Consider the following 18,385-nt stretch of genomic DNA (forward strand, 5'->3'; position numbering starts at 1 on the left):
AAAAATCAACTAGCTTTCAGCGTGGGCTGGTAAGCCCATACTCACGGATCGAGTAGTGTGGGAAGATATCACGGTGTAATCAGTTTCACTAACAGTAGGAACAAAAACAACATGGCGGAAATTACAGCAAAACTGGTCAAAGAGCTACGGGAAAAAACCGGCGCTGGCATGATGGATTGCAAAAAAGCTCTCGTAGAAAGCGACGGAGACATGACCAAAGCTATAGAATGGCTGCGTAAAAAAGGCATTACCTCAGCTGAGAAAAAATCCGGTCGTGTGGCAGCAGAAGGAATTATCGGCAGCTACATCCACACTGGTGGTCGAGTCGGTGTACTCGTAGAAATTAACTGCGAGACCGATTTTGTTGCCCGCCGCGACGAGTTCCAAGCCCTAGTCAAGAACGTCGCCATGCAAGTAGCAGCTTGCCCTAACGTTGAATACGTGAAGGTCGATGACATCCCTCAAGAGATTGTTCAAAAAGAAAAAGACATTGAAATGGGTAGGGATGACCTAGGCAAAAAGCCAGAAAACATCAAAGAGAAAATTGTTCAGGGTAGGATTGAAAAACGCCTTAAAGAACTCTCGTTGATGGATCAACCTTACATTCGTGATCAAAGCATCACAGTGGAAGAATTAGTCAAGCAATGTGTTGCCCAGTTGGGTGAAAACATCCAAGTGCGTCGCTTCACTCGCTATGTCTTGGGTGAAGGTATAGAAAAGGAAGAAAGCAACTTTGCTGAAGAAGTTGCTGCCCAAATGGGTTCTTAAACCGAAGCTTACCTTTGAGCTTCACCCTTGAGCTTGATCAACACGCTTCACTTATTTCGGAGATAGGGAAGATCAGCTAGTTTAGCAGGAGCCTCACACCATAATCTTTGATTTGGTGTGAGAGGAATGCGCGGTTCCACCCGGGGGTTCAATGCCCCCGTATGGAACCAATCACAACGCTTTCACAGGCAAGTCGTCAGATGGCCCTGATGGCTCCAAGGGCAGAGTTGACCTAACCAGGTGTTCAAGGCATTGTAAAGTTGGGATTTTTTTTCACAGCATTTCTAGAGTATGAGTGGTATCAACTCCATGTGAGCATTATTGGTCTACCCGTGACAACCAACTCAAGAAATCTTCCCAACTATTCAACTCAAAAATAATATCTGTTAACCCTTCCAAATTTGACAGAGACAAACCTTGAACTAAGTTGTTTATTTCCTCGGTCATTTCTGGGAATCGTTTTTTCAGCAGACGCATGACCAAAATCTGTGCCTCAGTGATGCGACCTTCAGCATTCACTTCCTGATAAAATCTGGTCTGTTTCCATTCAGTAAGTCCAAACATCGCTTCTAATTCCCTCCAAGGACGTTCAGGAAATTTATACACTAAGGCTTGTTCTACTAATTCTATCGCATTTCTCTGCTGTGCTACTGGTAGAGCCCTCGCACATCTTTCTAGTTGCTGTACTCTGTGTTGGACATTGGTCTCTGGTTCCACTACCAGGCGTATCAGTCCCAATCCGATTGAGTCTGAGGTGTCTGGAGTTTCATCGAGGGTTTTGTGAGCGCAGATATCCTGTTTGGACTTCGCCATCGTAACATCTCGGAATCCCTGTATCCAAGCTGCGCTTAGCCCAAAATACTACCGCTTGCCAACCATGCTGCCAGCGATTTTGTCCTAAGTAGACAAACACTTCTTGCATGAGGCGGTAGTACAAGTCCTCATCTTTCTGAAATTGGACTTCTACGAAATAAATAGGGTCACCGTCCCGTTTGGGGAGAAATACGCCGTCGGTGCGTTTGGCGAGTTCTTTGAGTTCGACGGCCTTAAAATTATAGTTTTGTGCTAGTTGAGAGTTTTCTTCCAGGAGTTCAAAGAAAGTACCAGGGAGGGTTTGGAACACTTTATAAAATAGGCTGTCAGTGCGCATTGGTTAGCATTGGAAGGAACTGGTATTTGGGTTATCTGGCCAATATTATCATCGGTTGGTGTTATTTTTTGATATTATTTTTTTATAATGGCAAAGGTGTGCGCCCATATATAAAGTGCTCTTCTGATATCGAGTCCGCCTCAGCAGTTGAACTATCAGTAAGTCTTGCGGAGTAATTTGGTGGGCAAAGGGAAAAGGGGGTATTTGATGAATCTATTGGTAAAGTTTCCCCTTGCCCACCCTACGAGCTCTGCGATCGCCTCAGTTCTAGACGCTTAACTTGTGCCTGATATTGTCTTCTCTCCCAGACAGCTTTTTCTATCTCTTCTTGGGTACAGTCTAAACGTTGACAAGTATCTGTTAACCAGATTACTTAAGGTAGCTTTCCAGAAAGAACAGCCGCCAGAGTGGGCGTGACAAAAGTTTTTAGAGAAATTCAACTACTTGCCGCCCTTGGATTTGCGACGTAATTCTGTACTGATCGGAGCAATAGCAGAACAGCAAAAAAAATACAAGAATTATTTACAAAAAGTTGCCAAGCTGGGAAAGCTGGGACAGGAGCTAAGTACAGGACAAAAAATGGAGAGAGTTAAGAAAAGCTGGGAACTGGTGGTCAAGATTGGTGAAAATTGAGCGCAGATAATCAAATCCCAAACGAAATAGGCTCTTGGCTCGTCGTTGATGGGATTGTGACGGTGAGGACTTTGATCAAACCAGAGAATTCCCTTAGCGCGGAACACATTAGAGGGTAACTTATTGTCTAGGAAATCCTGAAACTTCCGAAGCCCTAGGGGCTTGTCACTCTCGAAAGAAAGAGACGTGAATCCGTCAATTTCTAGGTGATCGGAGTGATGGTGATGAGCGTGATCATGGTCATGGTCATGGTCATGATCATGGTGGTGATGATGGTCATGATCATGATCATCATCACAACAATCATGGTCATGGTGGTGATGATGGTCATGATCATGGTGGTGATGATCATGATCTGATCTTTTGCTGTCGAAATACTTATCGGACTCAAAGAGACCAACACTGAGAATTAAAGGAATTGGCACTTGGGCTTTAGTAGTTTTCAAAATCCTAGCATCAGTTTTCATATCTCTGAGCCTGCTTTCCAATTGGTCTACATTGGCTTGATCTACCAAGTCAGTCTTGTTGAGGATAATAATATCCCCATAAACAATCTGATTAGTTGCAACGTCACTATTAAATAGATCGATACTAAAGTTTTCTGAATCTACCATAGTGACAATAGAATCAAGACGAGTCATATCTCGCAATTCTGTGCCCAAAAAGCTTAGCGCCACTGGTAAGGGGTCAGCTAATCCGGTGGTTTCCACCACTAAATAATCCAGCTTTTCTGGATGCTCCAATACGTTGTAAACTGCTTCAATTAAATCATCATTAATGGTGCAGCAGATACAGCCATTATTCAGGGCGATCATATTATCATCAGTATTGATAATCAGCTCATTATCAATACCAATTTCACCAAACTCATTAACAAGGACTGCTGTTTTGACGCCTTCTTGATTACTTAAGATATGGTTAAGGAGGGTGGTTTTCCCGCTACCCAGGAAACCGGTAATAATGGTAACGGGTAAGCCTTGTTTCGGAGCTTCCATCCCTTGACCAGATGGGGAATCAGTCGGTAAAGTTTGCATAAGGCAACTTGTGAAAACAGTTCAGAATCAAGATCTACCAAGATATCGTATTTTATCTGAAACAGCAATTCATCTCCCGCTAACCCTACGGGTATAACGGGAGACGGGGCGTGTAAAGTGCGGACGCAGGTGACCCACACAGCCCCTCATGAATTGCTAGGTGCGCTTGACCCGTAATTAAATTCGCCACGGGTCGCACCTCCACTTGACAATTTACACAGAATAGATTAAAATGTGAATGTATATTAAAGAGTAAATAATGGTCGAAAAAGCTTACCGTTAGCGTTTCTATCCAACCCCTGAACAGTAAACTCTGCTGAGGAGAACTATAGGATGTGTAAGACTTGTTTACAACAAAGCTTTAGATGCTAGGACTTCAGGTTGGTACAAACGCTCCCGACGGATAAGCTACAAGGAAACTTCCTTAATGTTGACAGAATGGAAAAAAAAGGATGACTTGTTCTTTTTGAATGACGTTAGTTCTGTTCCTCTTAAAGGTTGCCAGGGTGCATGCACAAATCAAAGACGCTAGACGAGATTTTCCCCACAAGCTAACTACTCAACTGGTCAGAGAAAACCAATTGATTGCGTTTGAAGATTTGGCTGTGAAAAATCTGGTCAAAAATCACAAACTAGCTCAAGTTATCAGTGAGGCCAACTGGGCGGAAATAATTCGTCAGATTAAGTACAAGTCTCAATGGTATAATCGAGAAGCCATTGCCATTGATAAGTGGTTTCCTAGTAGCAAACTGTGTTCTGTGTGCCTAAATCGTTTTGAGTGTTTACCTTTGAATATTCGGGAATGGGATTGCCCATCCTGCAATGCTCACCACGTTCGCGTAGCGTAGCCCTTCGGGCTAATCGTGATATAAATGCATCAATTAACATTTTGGCGGCAGGACTTGCCGTGTCAGTCTGCTACGCGACCGTAAGACCCGTTCGCGTAGCGTCGCCTACGGCGAAAGAGAGTAAATCTCGGAAGGCTGGTGCGAAAAACTCCCCCAAGGGGAGAAGGAAACAGAAACCTAAGTCGTGAGTCTTAGGAATCCCTGGTTATAATCTTTGATATAACCAGGGAGGATGTCAATAGTATATCTATAGCCCACTGTTGGTGATTTTATCTTTTCTTTGTCATGACCCTACACCTTTACAATACCTTAACCCGCCGCAAGGAATCCTTTGAGCCATTGGAAACTGGTAAAGTCCGGATGTACTGCTGCGGCATTACGGCGTATGACTTTTGCCACTTGGGTCATGCTAGAACTTGTATTGTCTGGGATACTGCTCGTCGCTACTTACAATGGCGGGGCTATGATGTGAATTATGTCCAAAATTTTACAGATATTGATGATAAAATCCTGAACCGAGCGCGAAGGGAAGGCACCTCTATGGAGGCAGTATCTGAACGCTTCATTGATGCCTATTTTGAAGATATGGCAAGGCTGAATGTCCAAGAGGCTAATGCTTACCCCCGCGCGACTCATACCTTAGATGGAATCAAGCGACTGGTGTGTGAGTTGGAACAAAAGGGCTATGCTTACGAAGCGGATGGGGATGTGTACTATTCAGTGCGTCGGTTTGATGACTACGGCAAACTCTCTGGGCGCAAGTTAGAGGATTTGCAAGCAGGAGCCAGTGGACGGGTAGATGTAGCAGACTCCACTGAGCCTAAGAAGAAAGACCCCTTTGATTTTGCGCTTTGGAAAAGCGCTAAGCCAGAGGAACCCTCCTGGGAATCCCCTTGGGGAGCAGGTCGTCCAGGTTGGCATATTGAATGCTCGGCGATGGTGCGAGATATGCTCGGGGAAACCATTGATATTCATACTGGTGGCTCTGACTTAGTTTTCCCCCACCACGAAAATGAAATTGCTCAATCGGAAGCTGTAACTGGTAAAAGCCTAGCCCGTTATTGGTTACACAATGGTATGGTTAAGGTGGATGGAGAGAAAATGTCTAAGTCTCTAGGCAACTTTACTACTATCCGAGACTTACTCGACCGTCCCGTTGACCCGATGGCAGTGCGCTTATTTGTGTTAATGGCGCAATACCGTAAGCCAGTAGATTTTACGGATGATGCGATCGCATCTGCTACCAATGGCTGGCAAACTCTCAAAGAGGGCTTGCTTTTTGGACATAACTATGGTAAGCAATTAGGGTGGGATAACCAGTCCCCCACACCCACACCCTCAAACCCCCTACAGGGAAAAGAAACTATAGCGCAACAGTTCCAAGAAGCCGTAGATGACGACTTAAACTTTGCTGGAGGCTTAGCGGTATTGTTTGAAGTGGCCAAAGGGTTACGCCGGGAAGGCAATATCCTCGTACATCAGGGTAAAACAGAGACTCCTGCTTCAGAACTAGAGCAGCAATGGCGTAGTCTCGTGGAATTAGCCGAGGTATTAGGGTTAGAAGCACAACCGGAAGAAGAAACAGAAGTTTCTACGGATGGATTGAGTGATGGGGAAATAGAGGCACTGATTCAGCAGCGAGCTGAAGCACGGAAAACCAAGAACTTTGAATTAAGCGATCGCATTCGCGATGACTTGCAAGCTCAAGGGATTACGTTGATTGACCAGGGTGGTGGTGTTACCACATGGCATCGCAATTAAGGCTGAATTGTGAAGACGGCAGCTGAATTGTGAAAGTAACAACTTGTTCGCCCTTGGTGCTTGGTGTAGGGAAGGTTGTTCGCGTAGCGTGGCCAAAGGCCAAGGTTGTTCGCGTAGCGTGGCCAAAGGCCAAGGTTGTTCGCGTAGCGTGGCCAAAGGCCAAGGTTGAAAGTTTAAGGTTGAAAGTTTAAGGTTGACTGTCAACCAGACTTAGCACTCAAACTCAGCACTCACAATTGATGGAGATGTTAACAAAGCTAAGCTGGCAAACTACTATAGGAATCCTAAATCAATGGTGACAATTTTTGATGCCATATTCCCTACTCCCTACTCCCTACTCCCTACTCCCTTCAAATTCAAATTCAAATTCCAGACCAAATTGTGCCATTATCGATTGATATAGAGTATCAAAAATACTACTCTCTTCTGAAGAAAAGTGGTTTTTCCAATCTCCTACAATTCCTTTTCGCATATGTTTGGGGATACCTTCTCGCTGAGGCACCCAATCCAGATTAGCTTTGGGATTGATTGCCATTGCCGAAAAGTCACTAGCAGCAACCACAGTATCGAGTAAATCTGAGGTTAAAGGAATATCGATAAAGCTAGCAACATCCGTAACGACTTGAGCTAAATCTTTTTTCATGTTTTCGTACTTAACAAACATGACATTATCTGAATGTTGGCTCGCTTTCCACCAGTCGAATACATGATCAAATATTGAGCCATAGGCGACCTTGCCTTCAGTATATAACTGAATAAATTCGCTCCAACTCCCCTCGTATCCCATTTTGCTCAATGCATGATAATAATAGGATACAGCATTATCCTTAGGATTGCGAGCAACATAAATATACTTTGCTTTAGTTTCGCCAAACATTGGCATCAAAGACAAGGGTAAATGAGTGTGAAAGTAACGGCGATCGCCAGGAGTTTTAATCAGATTCTCTAAACCTCCATAACGAGTTGCTGCACCTTCTAACCAAGGCACTGCTTCACTCAATACTTTGTCCCCTTGCTCTCCATTGTTAGCAAGCAAGTGAACAATCTGCTCCATCCATGTTGTACCAGATTTAGGATAGGCGACAACAAAGGTATCCCGATCCCCCACTCTAAAGTCCTTAAGAGCATCCATTTCCTTCTGGGTAATGAAGGCAGGAAAGACAATTAAACCTTCTGGATTCTTACCGTCTTTAACCAGTGCTTGCTTATAGTCTGCCATGGATTACACAAAAACAACAACAGGACTGACGCAAAGCCCCCTAAATAACCCAATTCTGGGGGACTTTAACATCATTAACCCCAATTTTGGTGGGTTAGGGGGGCAAAACTAACTCAACTTCGTAAGTCCTAAACTATAGTCAATAGTCGGCCTTTTCAGCAGCAAAAATCAAGGTTTAAAGCAAGTTTGATAAAACAGAGATAGCAAAAACTACGGCGTTGCTGAATTTTTGAATGAATCGGAGTAGAGTGGGCATCCTGCCCGCCCGACCAGATCTCGAACGGGCAAGATGCCCATTCTACAAAACCCTTAAAATCATTCCATTATTCAGCAACGCCAAAACTACCATAGCTCACATCAATGAAACTTAGACAATCGTTTATCTTGGGAATTTCCTTGGGATTGGTTGCCCTTTTGGGAATTACTTGGCTGATTATGAATCGAGACAATCCTCTCGACCAGTTACGGGAAACAAAAAATTGTCAAAACTGTAATTTAGCAGGGCTAGAACTTTCCAGAGAGGATTTAAAAGGAGCGAATCTGGAAAAGGCTAATTTAGAAGGGGCTAACTTAGCGGGAGCTAATCTAGAAAAAGCGAATTTGGTAGGGGTCAACTTAGAAGGGGCTAACCTAGAAAATGCTAACCTGAAAAAAGCTAATCTCAGTGGGGCTAATCTCCGTAGAGCTAACCTGAAAAAAGCTGACCTTTTTTGGAGCAACCTAACAGAAGCTAACTTAGAACAAGGTAATCTGCAAGAAGCAAACTTATCACATCTTTCCGCCAAAACAATTAAGCTCGAAAGAGCTAACCTCAGGGAAGCTAATTTATCAAAAGCCAATCTAGTCGGGATTAATCTTAGTGGAGTTAACCTAGAGAAAGCGAATCTCCAAGAAGCAAATCTGGCTTATCTGAATACAAGTGCTTCATTGCCAATCGATCACTATTTAATAAGTGCCAATCTCAGGGGGGCTAACTTGATGGGAGCGAATCTTGAACAGGCTGACTTGAGGGGAATTGACCTCTCCGATGCCAACCTCTCCGACGCTAGCCTCAAGGGAGCAAAACTAGACTATACCTTGGAGCTTACTGATTGGGGTTCTCCCAACAAAGTTTACCGTGCCAACCTCAAGGGGGCTAACTTAAGCAATACCATCATGCCCGATGGTAGTATCCATCAATAGGGATACTCTTATATCAATTCAGGTTGAATACCTATAATTACAGGGAGGGTGGGGAGATGGGGAGATGGGGAGATGGGGAGATGGGGAGGTTGAATTTTAGCGATCGCTTTTGCTGATCAACTTACGATTTATTTTATCGAAACTTAACATAATCTGGCTCTAAGCTTTACATTTCTTGACGAAATAATATTCACAATTCATTTAATATTTCTTTAAACAACGGGAAAAGCGGTCTGGGGCAGTGGCAAATTGCACAGATGTGATTAGCCTATGCTGGTGCCTATCGCCCAATGCCATGCCCTAAAGACACCAGTAAATCCCCATAATTGTTTAGTTTTATTAAGAAAACCCCGAAAAGACGGTTTTTGTTCACCTTTGGTGTAGCCTATCCCTAAGCTCTCGCAAATTTTCTGTATATATTAGCACATTTTGAAATACCGATAGGCCATGTTAGGGCAATTATTGGTGGTTGCTCTATATCCAGAAACTAGTCAAACGCAAATCGTACATTTAGTGCATTACTAATAAAACTATGAACCAAAACAAACGTCAGGCATACTGGCGTGCCAACATTGCATTAATTCGGAATCTCCTAATTGTTTGGGCATTCGTATCCGTTTTATGCAGCATTCTGCTAGTAACATTACTAAACAATGTCAGTGTAGGGAATATTCCCCTAGGCTTCTGGATGGCACAACAAGGTAGTATTTTTACCTTTGTCGTCCTAATTTTTATCTACGCTATACAGATGGATAAAATTGACCGTAAATACAAAAAGTAATGTTTACTATTGGCAACTAAATTGGTAAATAAATGGCTTTGCTTAACTAAGAGGTTGTCTGAGAAGTCTCATTTGCTACATCCAAGCCCCCGTGGGTCCCCCAATTCTGGGGGACTTTTACAAGCAAATTGACTCTTCCCCCAAAGTTGGGGGGTTAGGGGGGCAAAATTCAGTATAAAAAACTTTTCAGATATCCTCTAAGGTATAATATCAATTATAGTTGTTTATAGTTAGCAATTAGCACTGACAATTCAGGAATTGTCATAGGGTAATTCTATAGTATTTTAAAATAAAAAAATACCGTTTTTTAATTACTAACAATCCCTATATGGGGTTTCTCATAGTAATGATGTACATAGGATTTTTTCCCGATTCCCGATTCCCGATTCCCGATTCCCGATTCCCTGCGCGCAGCGCTATAGCAATTATTTAGACAAAGAAATATCTATGACAGTTGAAGCTTGGACCAGTGTATTGGTCATTATTTCCTTTATTCTCTACCTTTACATTGGTTGGCGCTCTCGGGTGCGCGATAGTAAAGGGTTTTTCGTAGCAGATCAAGGTGTTCCCGCTGTTGCTAATGGTGCTGCTACAGCGGCGGATTGGATGTCTGCTGCTTCCTTTATTTCTATGGCAGGGCTAATCTCTTTCTTAGGATATGATGGCTCAATTTACCTGATGGGCTGGACAGGAGGATATGTCCTACTAGCGCTATTGTTAGCCCCTTACCTGCGGAAGTTTGGAAAATACACAGTACCGGACTTTGTGGGAGACCGCTATTACTCGAATATTGCTCGGTTGGTAGCAGTAGTTGCTGCTATTTTTGTCTCCTTAACTTATGTCGCAGGACAGATGCGAGGGGTAGGTATTGTATTTAGCCGCTTTCTGCAAGTGGATATCGTTCAGGGTGTAGTGATTGGCATGGTAATTGTGGCATTTTTTGCCGTCCTGGGGGGGATGAAAGGAATTACCTGGACTCAAGTAACCCAGTATGGCGTGTTGATTGTGGCTTACCTGATTCCAGCGATTGCGATCGCAACTCTACTGACCGACAACCCCATTCCCCAGCTAGGATTCACCTTCAGTGACATTATCCCCAAACTCAATCAAATTCAGGTAGATCTGGGTTTCCAGGAATACACTAAACCCTTTGCCAACAAGTCCATGGTGGATGTCTTATTTATCACCATCGCCTTGATGGTCGGTACCGCTGGACTTCCCCATGTGATCGTACGCTTTTACACCGTACCCAATGCTAGAGCTGCTCGTTATTCCGCTGGCTGGGCCCTATTATTCATTGCCATACTCTACACCACAGCTCCCGCCGTTGCTGCCTTTGCCCGCTATAACCTGATTGATAGCCTCCATAACCATACCATTGAGGAAGTGCGTCAGCTCGACTGGGCAACGAAATGGGAAAATACTGGTTTATTGGCGTTTGACGATAAAAACGGCAATGGCAAGATTGAGCTCAAACCGGACAAAGACACCAATGAAATAAAGATTGACCGAGATATCATCGTACTCTCCACACCAGAGGTAGCCAAACTTGCTCCCTGGGTGATTGCCCTAGTAGCAGCAGGAGGACTAGCCGCCGCTCTATCCACTGCATCAGGATTACTGCTAGTGATTTCTAGCTCAATCGCCCACGATGTCTACTACCGCATCATTAATCCTAGGGCGTCAGAGTCTCAACGATTGATGGTAGGTCGAATTATGGTAATTGCTGCCATTGCCATTGCCGGTTACTTTGGTATCAATCCCCCTGGATTTGTAGCCCAAGTAGTAGCCTTTGCCTTTGGTTTAGCCGCTGCCAGCTTTTTCCCAGTGATTCTGTTAGGGGTATTTGATAAGCGAACCAACCGAGAAGGGGCAATTGCTGGCATGGTGGTAGGGTTAATTTTTACCACCGTTTACATCATTGGGGTGAAGTTCTATAGTATGACACCCTGGTTTTTCGGTATTTCCCCTGAGGGGATTGGTACCGTAGGGATGGTGCTTAATTTCATCGTGACTGTAGTGGTTTCTCGCCTGACACCCCCACCTCCAGCAGAAATTCAGGAGATGGTGGAAATGTTGCGAACACCCGGTGATGCTCCTCCAGCCCTTGATGATGTGGGTGAAGAAGAGTTGGATTGATCAAGGTTGAAGGTTGAAGGTTGAAGGTTGAAGGTTGAAGGTTGAAGGTTGAAGGTTGAAGGTTGAAGGTTGAAGGTTGAAGGTTGAAGGTTATGGGGTTGAAGGTTATGGGGTTGAAGGTTATGGGGTTGAAGGTTATGGGGTTGAAGGTTATGGGGTTGAAGGTTATGGGGTTGTTCGCCAAAGGCGTCCGGTATAGGGCAGGTTATTGGTCTTCCATAGCTCGATTTTAGGACAACTGTACAAGGAGTACTTACCTAAGGAGATAGGGAGATTTCCCCTCACCGCGATAGTTGAAACTAAACTAGCGCTTACTCAATACCATCTAACCGTCTAACCTACCCTTCACCGAACGCCTTTGGCGAACAACCGTCTAACCTTGGCCTATTGGCCACGCTTCGCGAACAACCGTCTAACCTTAAACCATCTAACCCTCAACCGTACCTGCAACCTTCAACTAATTCAGCTGTTTTCTCTGTAGACTATTTGCAGGCACTCAACATGCAAATGGAAGTCTATGCTACGCCTTAAAATCTCCTTAGCTAACTTACTGCTTATTGTTGCTACTGGCTTGACAATCGTCCTGCTATGGCAACTGAGAGCTTTGCTAGTAGTACTGATGATTGCAGTAGTGCTCGCATCTACTCTAGCACCAATAATTGATAGTGCTGAAAAGTTAAGGATTCCCCGCTGGCTAGCGGTTATTCTGGTTTATTTAGGCTTAATCGCTGGTTTGACAGGGATCGGCTTAGTGATTGGACCAACAGTAGCTCAGCAAATTCAGCGTTTATTTCGGAAACTGCCAACGTATTTGGAGGTTTTAACCTCTTTGTTAGATGCTTTAGCGATTCGCCTAGGGATGACTGAACTAGCTCTGAGTAAAATGTTTGATGCTGGCACCGTTACCTCTTGGGTGATTCGTTCCTCTCAGCAGTTGCTAGTGCAGTCCTATGGATTGACACGGAATCTTATTGCTGGAGTGTTTACCGTAATTCTGGCAACACTGCTGTCTGGTTATATGTTAGCTGGCTCTGAACAATTGATTAAAGGGGGGGTAAGTTTGTTTCCTAAACCCTGGGATGAAAAATTGGCAGCCCAGGTCAAGCCAGTCAGCCAACGGATGGGGGGTTACATCCAGGGGCGAGTGGTGGTTTCAGGAATTTTAGGCATGGCGATTACTGTTGGTTTAAAATTTTTGGGACTATCAGAGTTTGCCTTGGGTTTGGGTGTGATTGCTGGGGTGACCAATTTGATTCCCTTCTTTGGTCCGGTCTTGGGAGCAATTCCAGCATTGATTGTGGCAATTGCTCAAGGGGGATGGACTTTCTTGTGGGTATTGCTGCTATTTGTGATTATTCAGAATCTGGAAACCTACATTCTTGACCCCCTACTGGTGGGGTCTTCTGTGAGAGTTCACCCTTTATATCAGTTGTTGGCAGTGCTAGGTGGTGCAAAGGTTTTGGGGATTCTTGGTGCTTTGATTGTTCCGCCTTGGGTAGCTGGTGCAGCTCTGGTACTAGAAAATTTGTACTTGAAGCCGAAACTGGAGGCGGAACAAAATGCTGCTACTATCTCGGCAGCTTCTGAGCCAGATGCCTCAAATGCTCTTTCTTTCAACGGATAGTATGGTCACTATACATTGAGAGATCAGCAATTAGCAATTAGCTTTCAGCAATTAGCTTTCAGCAATCAGCTTTCAGCAATTAGCTTTGAGCTATCAGCTTTGAGCTATCAGCTTTGAGCTATCAGCTTTGAGCTATCAGCTTTGAGCTATCAGCCATTGGCCTATGGCCACGCTACTTGAGGTGCTTTTGAATAAAATAAGCTGACGGCTGACGGCTGACGGCTGACGGCTGAATGCTTACCACACCGCAGATAGAGCATTGTAAAGGACGCAGCATTTCACAGCGGTCTACTCGTCCAAAACCTTTACGAGTCTTTCCTTTGTGTCCGGGCTGTCCTCCAGGTTTTCTTTTAGCTGAAGTGTTGGATTCAGCAGACGAGTGAAGGTTTCTTTTCGGACTTTTTGAGCAAGTCACTTGATGGCGGTTTGGATGAAGTCTGACTATCGAGGTCTCGGCTGATCACGAGTCGTTCGATTTCGAGGGTGAGCTTCTTGACGCTTAGCCTGCTGTTGCTGATGCTGCTTCCAAAGTTCCAATATAATCTCTACCAGTTCTTCTTATGATAACTGGTCGTATTGAGCCATTTTATGGGAAAGTCCGAAGCTACACATTCTTTTAGTAATTTTGCGACCCCACCCCAAGCTTTGTCAATCCCCTACCTGAATCCTTACTTTGGTTCAACAAATCCATAAACATCCTCTCCACTCATAACTATGGTGTACTACTGCTGTAGGTCTTTCTCCTATAGGAACCCAGATTTTTCTGATAATTGGCTTTAATCCGACTCTGTGTTCATCAAAAAACCAGACCTCTATCTGAGCATCGGAAAATTGTGCTCGTAATTGTTGGACTGTTATCGGTATCTTTTTTTCAGTTCACCATTACTCAGATGGTCAGCTAAATAAGCTTTTTTGGGCATTTGACATTCTGATTTTGTATTGAGTATATTATCCGGATTTGGTATTAATCAGGGTTTAAAGGATTCTTACAGCAGCTCAAGTGGTCTTACCGTACGTTTTCGTACCGAAACTACCGATCGCCCATTACTTATTACTTGATTAATAATCCTCCCCAAGCAAGTAATAGAGAAAAAAAGATCGCAGCGATCGCCTGTCTACTTAACAGCAATAAGGCAAATCGAAGAGACTGTTCTCGCGTAATAGTTAACAGAGTAACTAAACAAGGTAGCAATACTCCTGCTAGATACACCCCAGTCAAAACCTGCAATGGAGTTAACATAGCCAAGGTTTCTGGTTCGGCAAATAATAGCAGTCCATCTTTGCGAATAGAAGCTAAAACAATAGGCAATGAGGCTTCAGGGGGTAAATTAAACCATCCCATCAAAGGGTTAATAATATTGGCTAAAAATGCGATTGTTCCTAACCAATTCAACACAGAAGCAATAACGGTAATAACTAAAAAGATGGGAATTGCATTGAACAAAAATTGATTAATAGTTGACTTAGCTTCGCGCCAAATTACTGACGAATGAGGAAATTCTAAAAATGCTCTTCCTTCGATTACTAGGGGATTCTGATTCGATTTAGCTGTAGGGGAAGAAATGATATAGGTATATATCAAGGTGGTTGCGGTTAGATACAGCAGGTAAGGAATTATCAAGTAAGGTAACTTAGCAGCACTAAAGACCCCTAAAGTTGCGCCAAACTGATAAGAACAAGCCGAACCAAAAGCGATCGCGGAAATACAAGTTCCCCTAGAACAACTAGAACAGGCACGGGTGCTAATCACCGCAGGAACATTACACCCCATACCCATAATTACTCGTACTAAATCCCGTCCCGATAACCCAAACTGACGGAGTAAAGGATCGAGAGCAATGGTAATTCGTTCTATTAACCCACTAGCTTTATATGCGCCCAAGAATAGGGCATAGAGAATTACTGTGGGCATCGCCCAAATAAACAGCAACGGACTCATAGTTATCAGTCCATACTGACCTATCAGTATTTCTCTTAACCAGATTGGGAGTTGGGATAAAGGTTTAATAACAGGAGCGATCGCACTTTGTACTATAGGATCTGCTAAAGTCGCAAAGGAGTTAGCACCCCAGACAGCAATAATCGCAGGAATAAGTAATAGGGCGATCGCCAATAACCAGCCTAGTCGAGGATGTTCTAAAAGCGTTGGTTGGGGTTGAATATACCAGCCAGCCCTTGTAGGAATCCATTGCGCGGGAAAAGGATGAGGTTCTTGCAGAGAAGCCAAAATATAGTCTTTTTGTTCTATTGTCAGGTGGCGAGCATCTACAGTGACAATGCTCAAGTTAGAAGTTTCTCTCCATTCCCGAACCACTTGTTGAGTATGAACCGTCGATAATACCTTATCCCAGAAAGTAATCACCACAATGCCCCGTTTATCTGCTACTAAAGGCAGTATATCGGCTAAATCTCGATCTACGTCGGTCGCCTTGACTATCAGTAGCACGGTGTCATTTTCTTCTAGCTTTCTTAAAGCTTTCTTAGTAGTTACGCTGTCGGAACGATAGAGAATTCCTGGAGTATCGATAAAGGTATAGGCTTCAGATTGATAAGTGTCACAAGTCACTGTAGAACCCCGAAAATTGGCACTATAGGGAGTCTGTCCTGTAAGAGCCGCAATTAGTTGGGACTTGCCCGTACTCTCTTTACCAATAACCACGATACAATCGCGCTCTAATTTTGACGGCGTAAAAATATTCACTTTACTTTTCAACAAACACAATCGTTATTACAGCAAGAAAGGTCATCTAGAAACAAACCTTCTCGGCGATAGGCTTCCAAGGTCGTTGTATCGATTCCCAGACGTTGAGCGATCGCATTACCGACTACAGCAAATCGCTGCCGAAATTTATAAATGAAACAAAAAATTAGATTGCCGTGACGCACCGAAGGACCGACGACAAATAATCCTGGAGTTAGGGTAGACTCATCTTCTTCAGTCAGGGCTGCATAGCCATTTGACCAGTCAAATAGAGGTGCGATTTGTTTTAAACTGCTGTTAAATCCCGTACAGAGAATTGGCGGTGTGGAACTAAACCACTGTTCGTACTCGCTCTCCACCACATATCCTTTTTTTACTGCTTTGACTGCTTCAATGTTCTGTTCTCCAATTAGTTCGACCCGACCCATAGAATAAGCTCTTTCTAAACGTTTTAGACTATAAGGAGACAGAGAAACACTAGGATCTGAGTCTAAGTTTGACCAGCTACTCTGGCGATCGATTAACTTTACTTTTTTCCCTAATGCTGCCAAATTTGACGCTGCATCTACACCGCTTTCATAGCCTCCCACAACTACAAATTCTTTCCCCTTAAGCTCTGTCCAAGAACGTATTTGGGAATTATGAATGCAGAATTCTGCTCCTGGAAACGGATTAAGATTGGGATATTGAAACTCTCCTGCTGCCCAAATCACAAACTGCGATCTCAGCGAAGCTGAGGCACTGCGTGAACGCAACTCGCCTTTAGAAGTTTTCAAGACAAAGCCTTTGCCTTGAGGTAAAGCTGCAATAGTTTTCACATTTGTCTCGGTTTTTATAGGTAGTTGAAAATGCTCTGCTACAGTCTCCAAATATAGGGCATATTCTTTCCCCGAAAGATGTTCCTTTCTGAAACTGAGGGCAGGAGAAGTATTTAAAACTACTGCGTTGAGATCCAGCAATCCAAAACCATGACTGGGAAACGACGGCGTAATGAATCGCATTTCTTCAGGCCAACGCCTAAAAGAAGCCCCTACTTGATGTCGTTCTAAAATGACAAAGTTTTCAATTCCTAAATCTTTTAAGACTACTCCACAGCCAATTCCAGCAGCCCCAGCCCCCACAATTACAACTTCAAAACGATCGTTAGTTTTGTTCACCAGCAGACAATCTCGAATAGATACTTTATGACAATTATAATCATTCTATAAAAAAAAGCTAGCTTTCTAACAAACAATATTGGTGAGGCAGTGGTAAACCATGATTGACATCCTCCCACCGCTAAACTCCTTACGTCGCTATAGGGCGTTGCGAGAGCAAATGGATAAAAAACAACCCTGGACGTATAATTAGAATAATCAAACTAAATACTCCAGAACTGAACTAAGCGTATAAGTGGACTTATATCAAATCCGTTTGTCAAAACCCTTTTATAAAAATCGACCAAATCTTTGTATGCCACGAATCTATGGCTATGCAGATAAGGGGGGTTTGGGAACAGGATTTGGTATGAGACGGGTATTGCTATATGCGTTCGCGTAGCGGATCGTACCGAGCATCGCCTTTTCTATTCTGCTGCCAACGGCACCTTTTACACCTCTCCTGGGTCAATCCCCAGCTGTCGCAGACGTTCTGCTAATCTCGCTGCCTGCTGTTGAGCCAATTCCTTTTCCTGGCGTTCGAGTTGAGCTTCTTGTTCAGCCTCCTGCAATTGCTGCTGAGTCTGCTGCAACTGGTGCTGAGTCTGCTGCAACTGGTGCTGAGTCTGTTGAGCCTGTTCAGAGCCTGTGGGAATCCAGTTCCCTAATTCATCATACCAGCGTAACCATCCTCCATTCACCTCTTGGTATGACCCAGACCATACTCCTAGGCCAAGTCCTAATTCTGGCAGCCAGAATTTTTCGGTGTCCAACCTTACCTGCTCATAGTTTAACCCTTTCAACTCAAAAATTCTTAATTCATTGGTATATCGGCTAAACACCACATAATAAGGAATACGAAGAATACGTTCATAAACCTCCCACTTAGTCGGCGGTTGATCGATATCCCGTAGGGTTTGCCCTAAATCTTCTGATTCCGTCGTTGGAGAGAGCAACTCCACTACGATAAATGGACTGACCCCTTCCTGCCACATCACATAACTCAATCGTAAGTCTCGCTGTTCATAAAACCGAGACACCCCAACTACCCCAAACCAATCCGGTCGTTTGTACCATTGAGGGTGGCGCACATCATAGTACAGATTCAAGTCAGTCCCCACAAAGATCTGATCCCTTGGGTAACTCGGTGGACAGAAGGTCTCCCGTAATAGCTGAGGTTGAAAATCATGAAACTCGTCTGGCAAGCCTGGTTCCTCTGGATCTTCACTAGGGAGATCATACATTGTCGGCAGGGTTTCCTTGGCCGGACGAGGGGGGTCAGTTTGATACATAACAGACAATGAGATCAACTAGTTTTAGGGTAGCAAGACGTTTCACTACTGATGAACTTATTAAAATTGCCAGAGTTTCAGATACTTTGAGCAGTCAGTAATGGTGTTACGCCGATG

The 18,385-nt window shown here is 43.9% G+C and carries 19 protein-coding genes and 2 pseudogenes; 11 read left to right on the plus strand and 10 right to left on the minus strand.

The window, feature by feature from the left end:
• Positions 1-111 precede the first annotated feature (111 nt).
• Positions 112-768 carry a translation elongation factor Ts gene (gene tsf, locus F6K51_RS05785; RefSeq protein WP_293018822.1) on the plus strand — a complete coding sequence of 219 codons (657 nt, stop codon included), beginning with the start codon at positions 112-114 and terminating at the stop codon, positions 766-768.
• Between the two features lie 318 nt (positions 769-1,086).
• Here the strand turns inward: tsf and F6K51_RS05790 are convergent, their stop codons facing one another.
• The 3 genes from F6K51_RS05790 to F6K51_RS05800 all read right to left on the minus strand — a co-directional run bounded on the left by F6K51_RS05790 (position 1,087) and on the right by F6K51_RS05800 (position 3,585).
• Positions 1,087-1,581, minus strand: coding sequence for a DUF4351 domain-containing protein (locus F6K51_RS05790; protein WP_293018823.1), 495 nt, complete (start codon positions 1,579-1,581; stop codon positions 1,087-1,089).
• Entirely contained in the window at positions 1,535-1,918 is a 384-nt protein-coding gene (locus F6K51_RS05795; protein WP_293018824.1) for a DUF2887 domain-containing protein, read from the minus strand. Before F6K51_RS05795 ends, F6K51_RS05790 begins: the two co-directional genes overlap by 47 nt.
• A gap of 518 nt (positions 1,919-2,436) precedes the next feature.
• Positions 2,437-3,585, minus strand: a complete 1,149-nt coding sequence (locus F6K51_RS05800; protein WP_293018825.1) for a GTP-binding protein — start codon at positions 3,583-3,585, stop codon at positions 2,437-2,439.
• A 328-nt stretch (positions 3,586-3,913) separates the two neighbouring features.
• Between F6K51_RS05800 and F6K51_RS38315 the strand changes: the two genes are divergently transcribed.
• The 3 genes from F6K51_RS38315 (at position 3,914) to cysS (ending at position 6,194) form a co-directional block, all read left to right on the plus strand.
• Entirely contained in the window at positions 3,914-4,117 is a 204-nt protein-coding gene (locus F6K51_RS38315) for a helix-turn-helix domain-containing protein (protein WP_365939912.1), read from the plus strand.
• Complete coding sequence (locus tag F6K51_RS38320) at positions 4,092-4,433, plus strand: transposase (RefSeq protein WP_365939911.1); 342 nt, start codon at positions 4,092-4,094, stop codon at positions 4,431-4,433. The genes F6K51_RS38315 and F6K51_RS38320 overlap by 26 nt, the downstream gene beginning before the upstream one ends.
• 285 nt (positions 4,434-4,718) lie before the next feature.
• On the plus strand, positions 4,719-6,194 hold the full coding sequence (gene cysS, locus F6K51_RS05810; RefSeq protein WP_293018826.1) for a cysteine--tRNA ligase: 1,476 nt from the start codon (positions 4,719-4,721) through the stop codon (positions 6,192-6,194).
• On the opposite strand, the gene F6K51_RS05815 is transcribed toward cysS, so the two are convergent.
• Both F6K51_RS05815 and F6K51_RS05820 read right to left on the minus strand, forming a co-directional pair.
• Positions 6,105-6,398 (minus strand): hypothetical protein, encoded by a 294-nt coding sequence (locus F6K51_RS05815; RefSeq protein WP_293018828.1) that lies wholly within the window; start codon positions 6,396-6,398, stop codon positions 6,105-6,107. The genes cysS and F6K51_RS05815 overlap by 90 nt on opposite strands.
• Positions 6,399-6,528: 130 nt before the next feature.
• A complete protein-coding gene (locus F6K51_RS05820; protein ID WP_293018829.1) occupies positions 6,529-7,413 on the minus strand; it encodes a sulfotransferase domain-containing protein in 885 nt (294 codons plus the stop codon).
• Positions 7,414-7,646: 233 nt separating this feature from the next.
• Between F6K51_RS05820 and F6K51_RS05825 the strand changes: the two genes are divergently transcribed.
• From F6K51_RS05825 to F6K51_RS05855, 7 genes are all read left to right on the plus strand, one after another.
• A complete protein-coding gene (locus tag F6K51_RS05825; protein ID WP_293018830.1) occupies positions 7,647-7,784 on the plus strand; it encodes a hypothetical protein in 138 nt (45 codons plus the stop codon).
• Positions 7,774-8,595: a pentapeptide repeat-containing protein gene (locus F6K51_RS05830; RefSeq protein ID WP_293018831.1), complete on the plus strand. Its 822-nt coding sequence runs from the start codon at positions 7,774-7,776 to the stop codon at positions 8,593-8,595. The genes F6K51_RS05825 and F6K51_RS05830 overlap by 11 nt, the downstream gene beginning before the upstream one ends.
• A gap of 532 nt (positions 8,596-9,127) precedes the next feature.
• The gene (locus tag F6K51_RS05835; protein ID WP_293018832.1) at positions 9,128-9,376 is read left to right on the plus strand and encodes a DUF4212 domain-containing protein; all 249 of its coding nucleotides are present in this window, start codon (positions 9,128-9,130) and stop codon (positions 9,374-9,376) included.
• A 447-nt stretch (positions 9,377-9,823) separates the two neighbouring features.
• The gene (locus F6K51_RS05840; RefSeq protein WP_293018833.1) at positions 9,824-11,515 is read left to right on the plus strand and encodes a sodium:solute symporter family protein; all 1,692 of its coding nucleotides are present in this window, start codon (positions 9,824-9,826) and stop codon (positions 11,513-11,515) included.
• A gap of 76 nt (positions 11,516-11,591) precedes the next feature.
• Positions 11,592-11,714: a hypothetical protein gene (locus tag F6K51_RS05845; protein ID WP_293018834.1), complete on the plus strand. Its 123-nt coding sequence runs from the start codon at positions 11,592-11,594 to the stop codon at positions 11,712-11,714.
• A gap of 188 nt (positions 11,715-11,902) precedes the next feature.
• Positions 11,903-12,046, plus strand: coding sequence for a hypothetical protein (locus tag F6K51_RS05850; protein WP_293018835.1), 144 nt, complete (start codon positions 11,903-11,905; stop codon positions 12,044-12,046).
• Complete coding sequence (locus F6K51_RS05855) at positions 12,033-13,139, plus strand: AI-2E family transporter (protein ID WP_293018836.1); 1,107 nt, start codon at positions 12,033-12,035, stop codon at positions 13,137-13,139. The genes F6K51_RS05850 and F6K51_RS05855 overlap by 14 nt, the downstream gene beginning before the upstream one ends.
• Positions 13,140-13,404: 265 nt before the next feature.
• Here F6K51_RS05855 and F6K51_RS05860 read toward each other — a convergent pair.
• The 5 genes and pseudogenes from F6K51_RS05860 to F6K51_RS05880 form a co-directional block, all read right to left on the minus strand.
• Positions 13,405-13,751 (minus strand): annotated as a pseudogene (locus F6K51_RS05860) (DUF6444 domain-containing protein); the annotation flags it as partial.
• Between the two features lie 111 nt (positions 13,752-13,862).
• Positions 13,863-13,955 (minus strand): annotated as a pseudogene (locus F6K51_RS05865) (IS630 family transposase); the annotation flags it as partial.
• Between the two features lie 235 nt (positions 13,956-14,190).
• Positions 14,191-15,798, minus strand: coding sequence for a nucleoside recognition domain-containing protein (locus tag F6K51_RS05870; protein ID WP_293018837.1), 1,608 nt, complete (start codon positions 15,796-15,798; stop codon positions 14,191-14,193).
• A 50-nt stretch (positions 15,799-15,848) separates the two neighbouring features.
• Positions 15,849-16,997, minus strand: coding sequence for an NAD(P)/FAD-dependent oxidoreductase (locus F6K51_RS05875; RefSeq protein ID WP_293018838.1), 1,149 nt, complete (start codon positions 16,995-16,997; stop codon positions 15,849-15,851).
• 431 nt (positions 16,998-17,428) lie between these two features.
• Positions 17,429-18,268, minus strand: a complete 840-nt coding sequence (locus F6K51_RS05880; protein ID WP_293018839.1) for a Uma2 family endonuclease — start codon at positions 18,266-18,268, stop codon at positions 17,429-17,431.
• Positions 18,269-18,385 lie beyond the last annotated feature (117 nt).

This window comes from Moorena sp. SIO3I8 (genome assembly GCF_010692325.1).
Taxonomy (GTDB): Bacteria; Cyanobacteriota; Cyanobacteriia; order Cyanobacteriales; family Coleofasciculaceae; genus Moorena.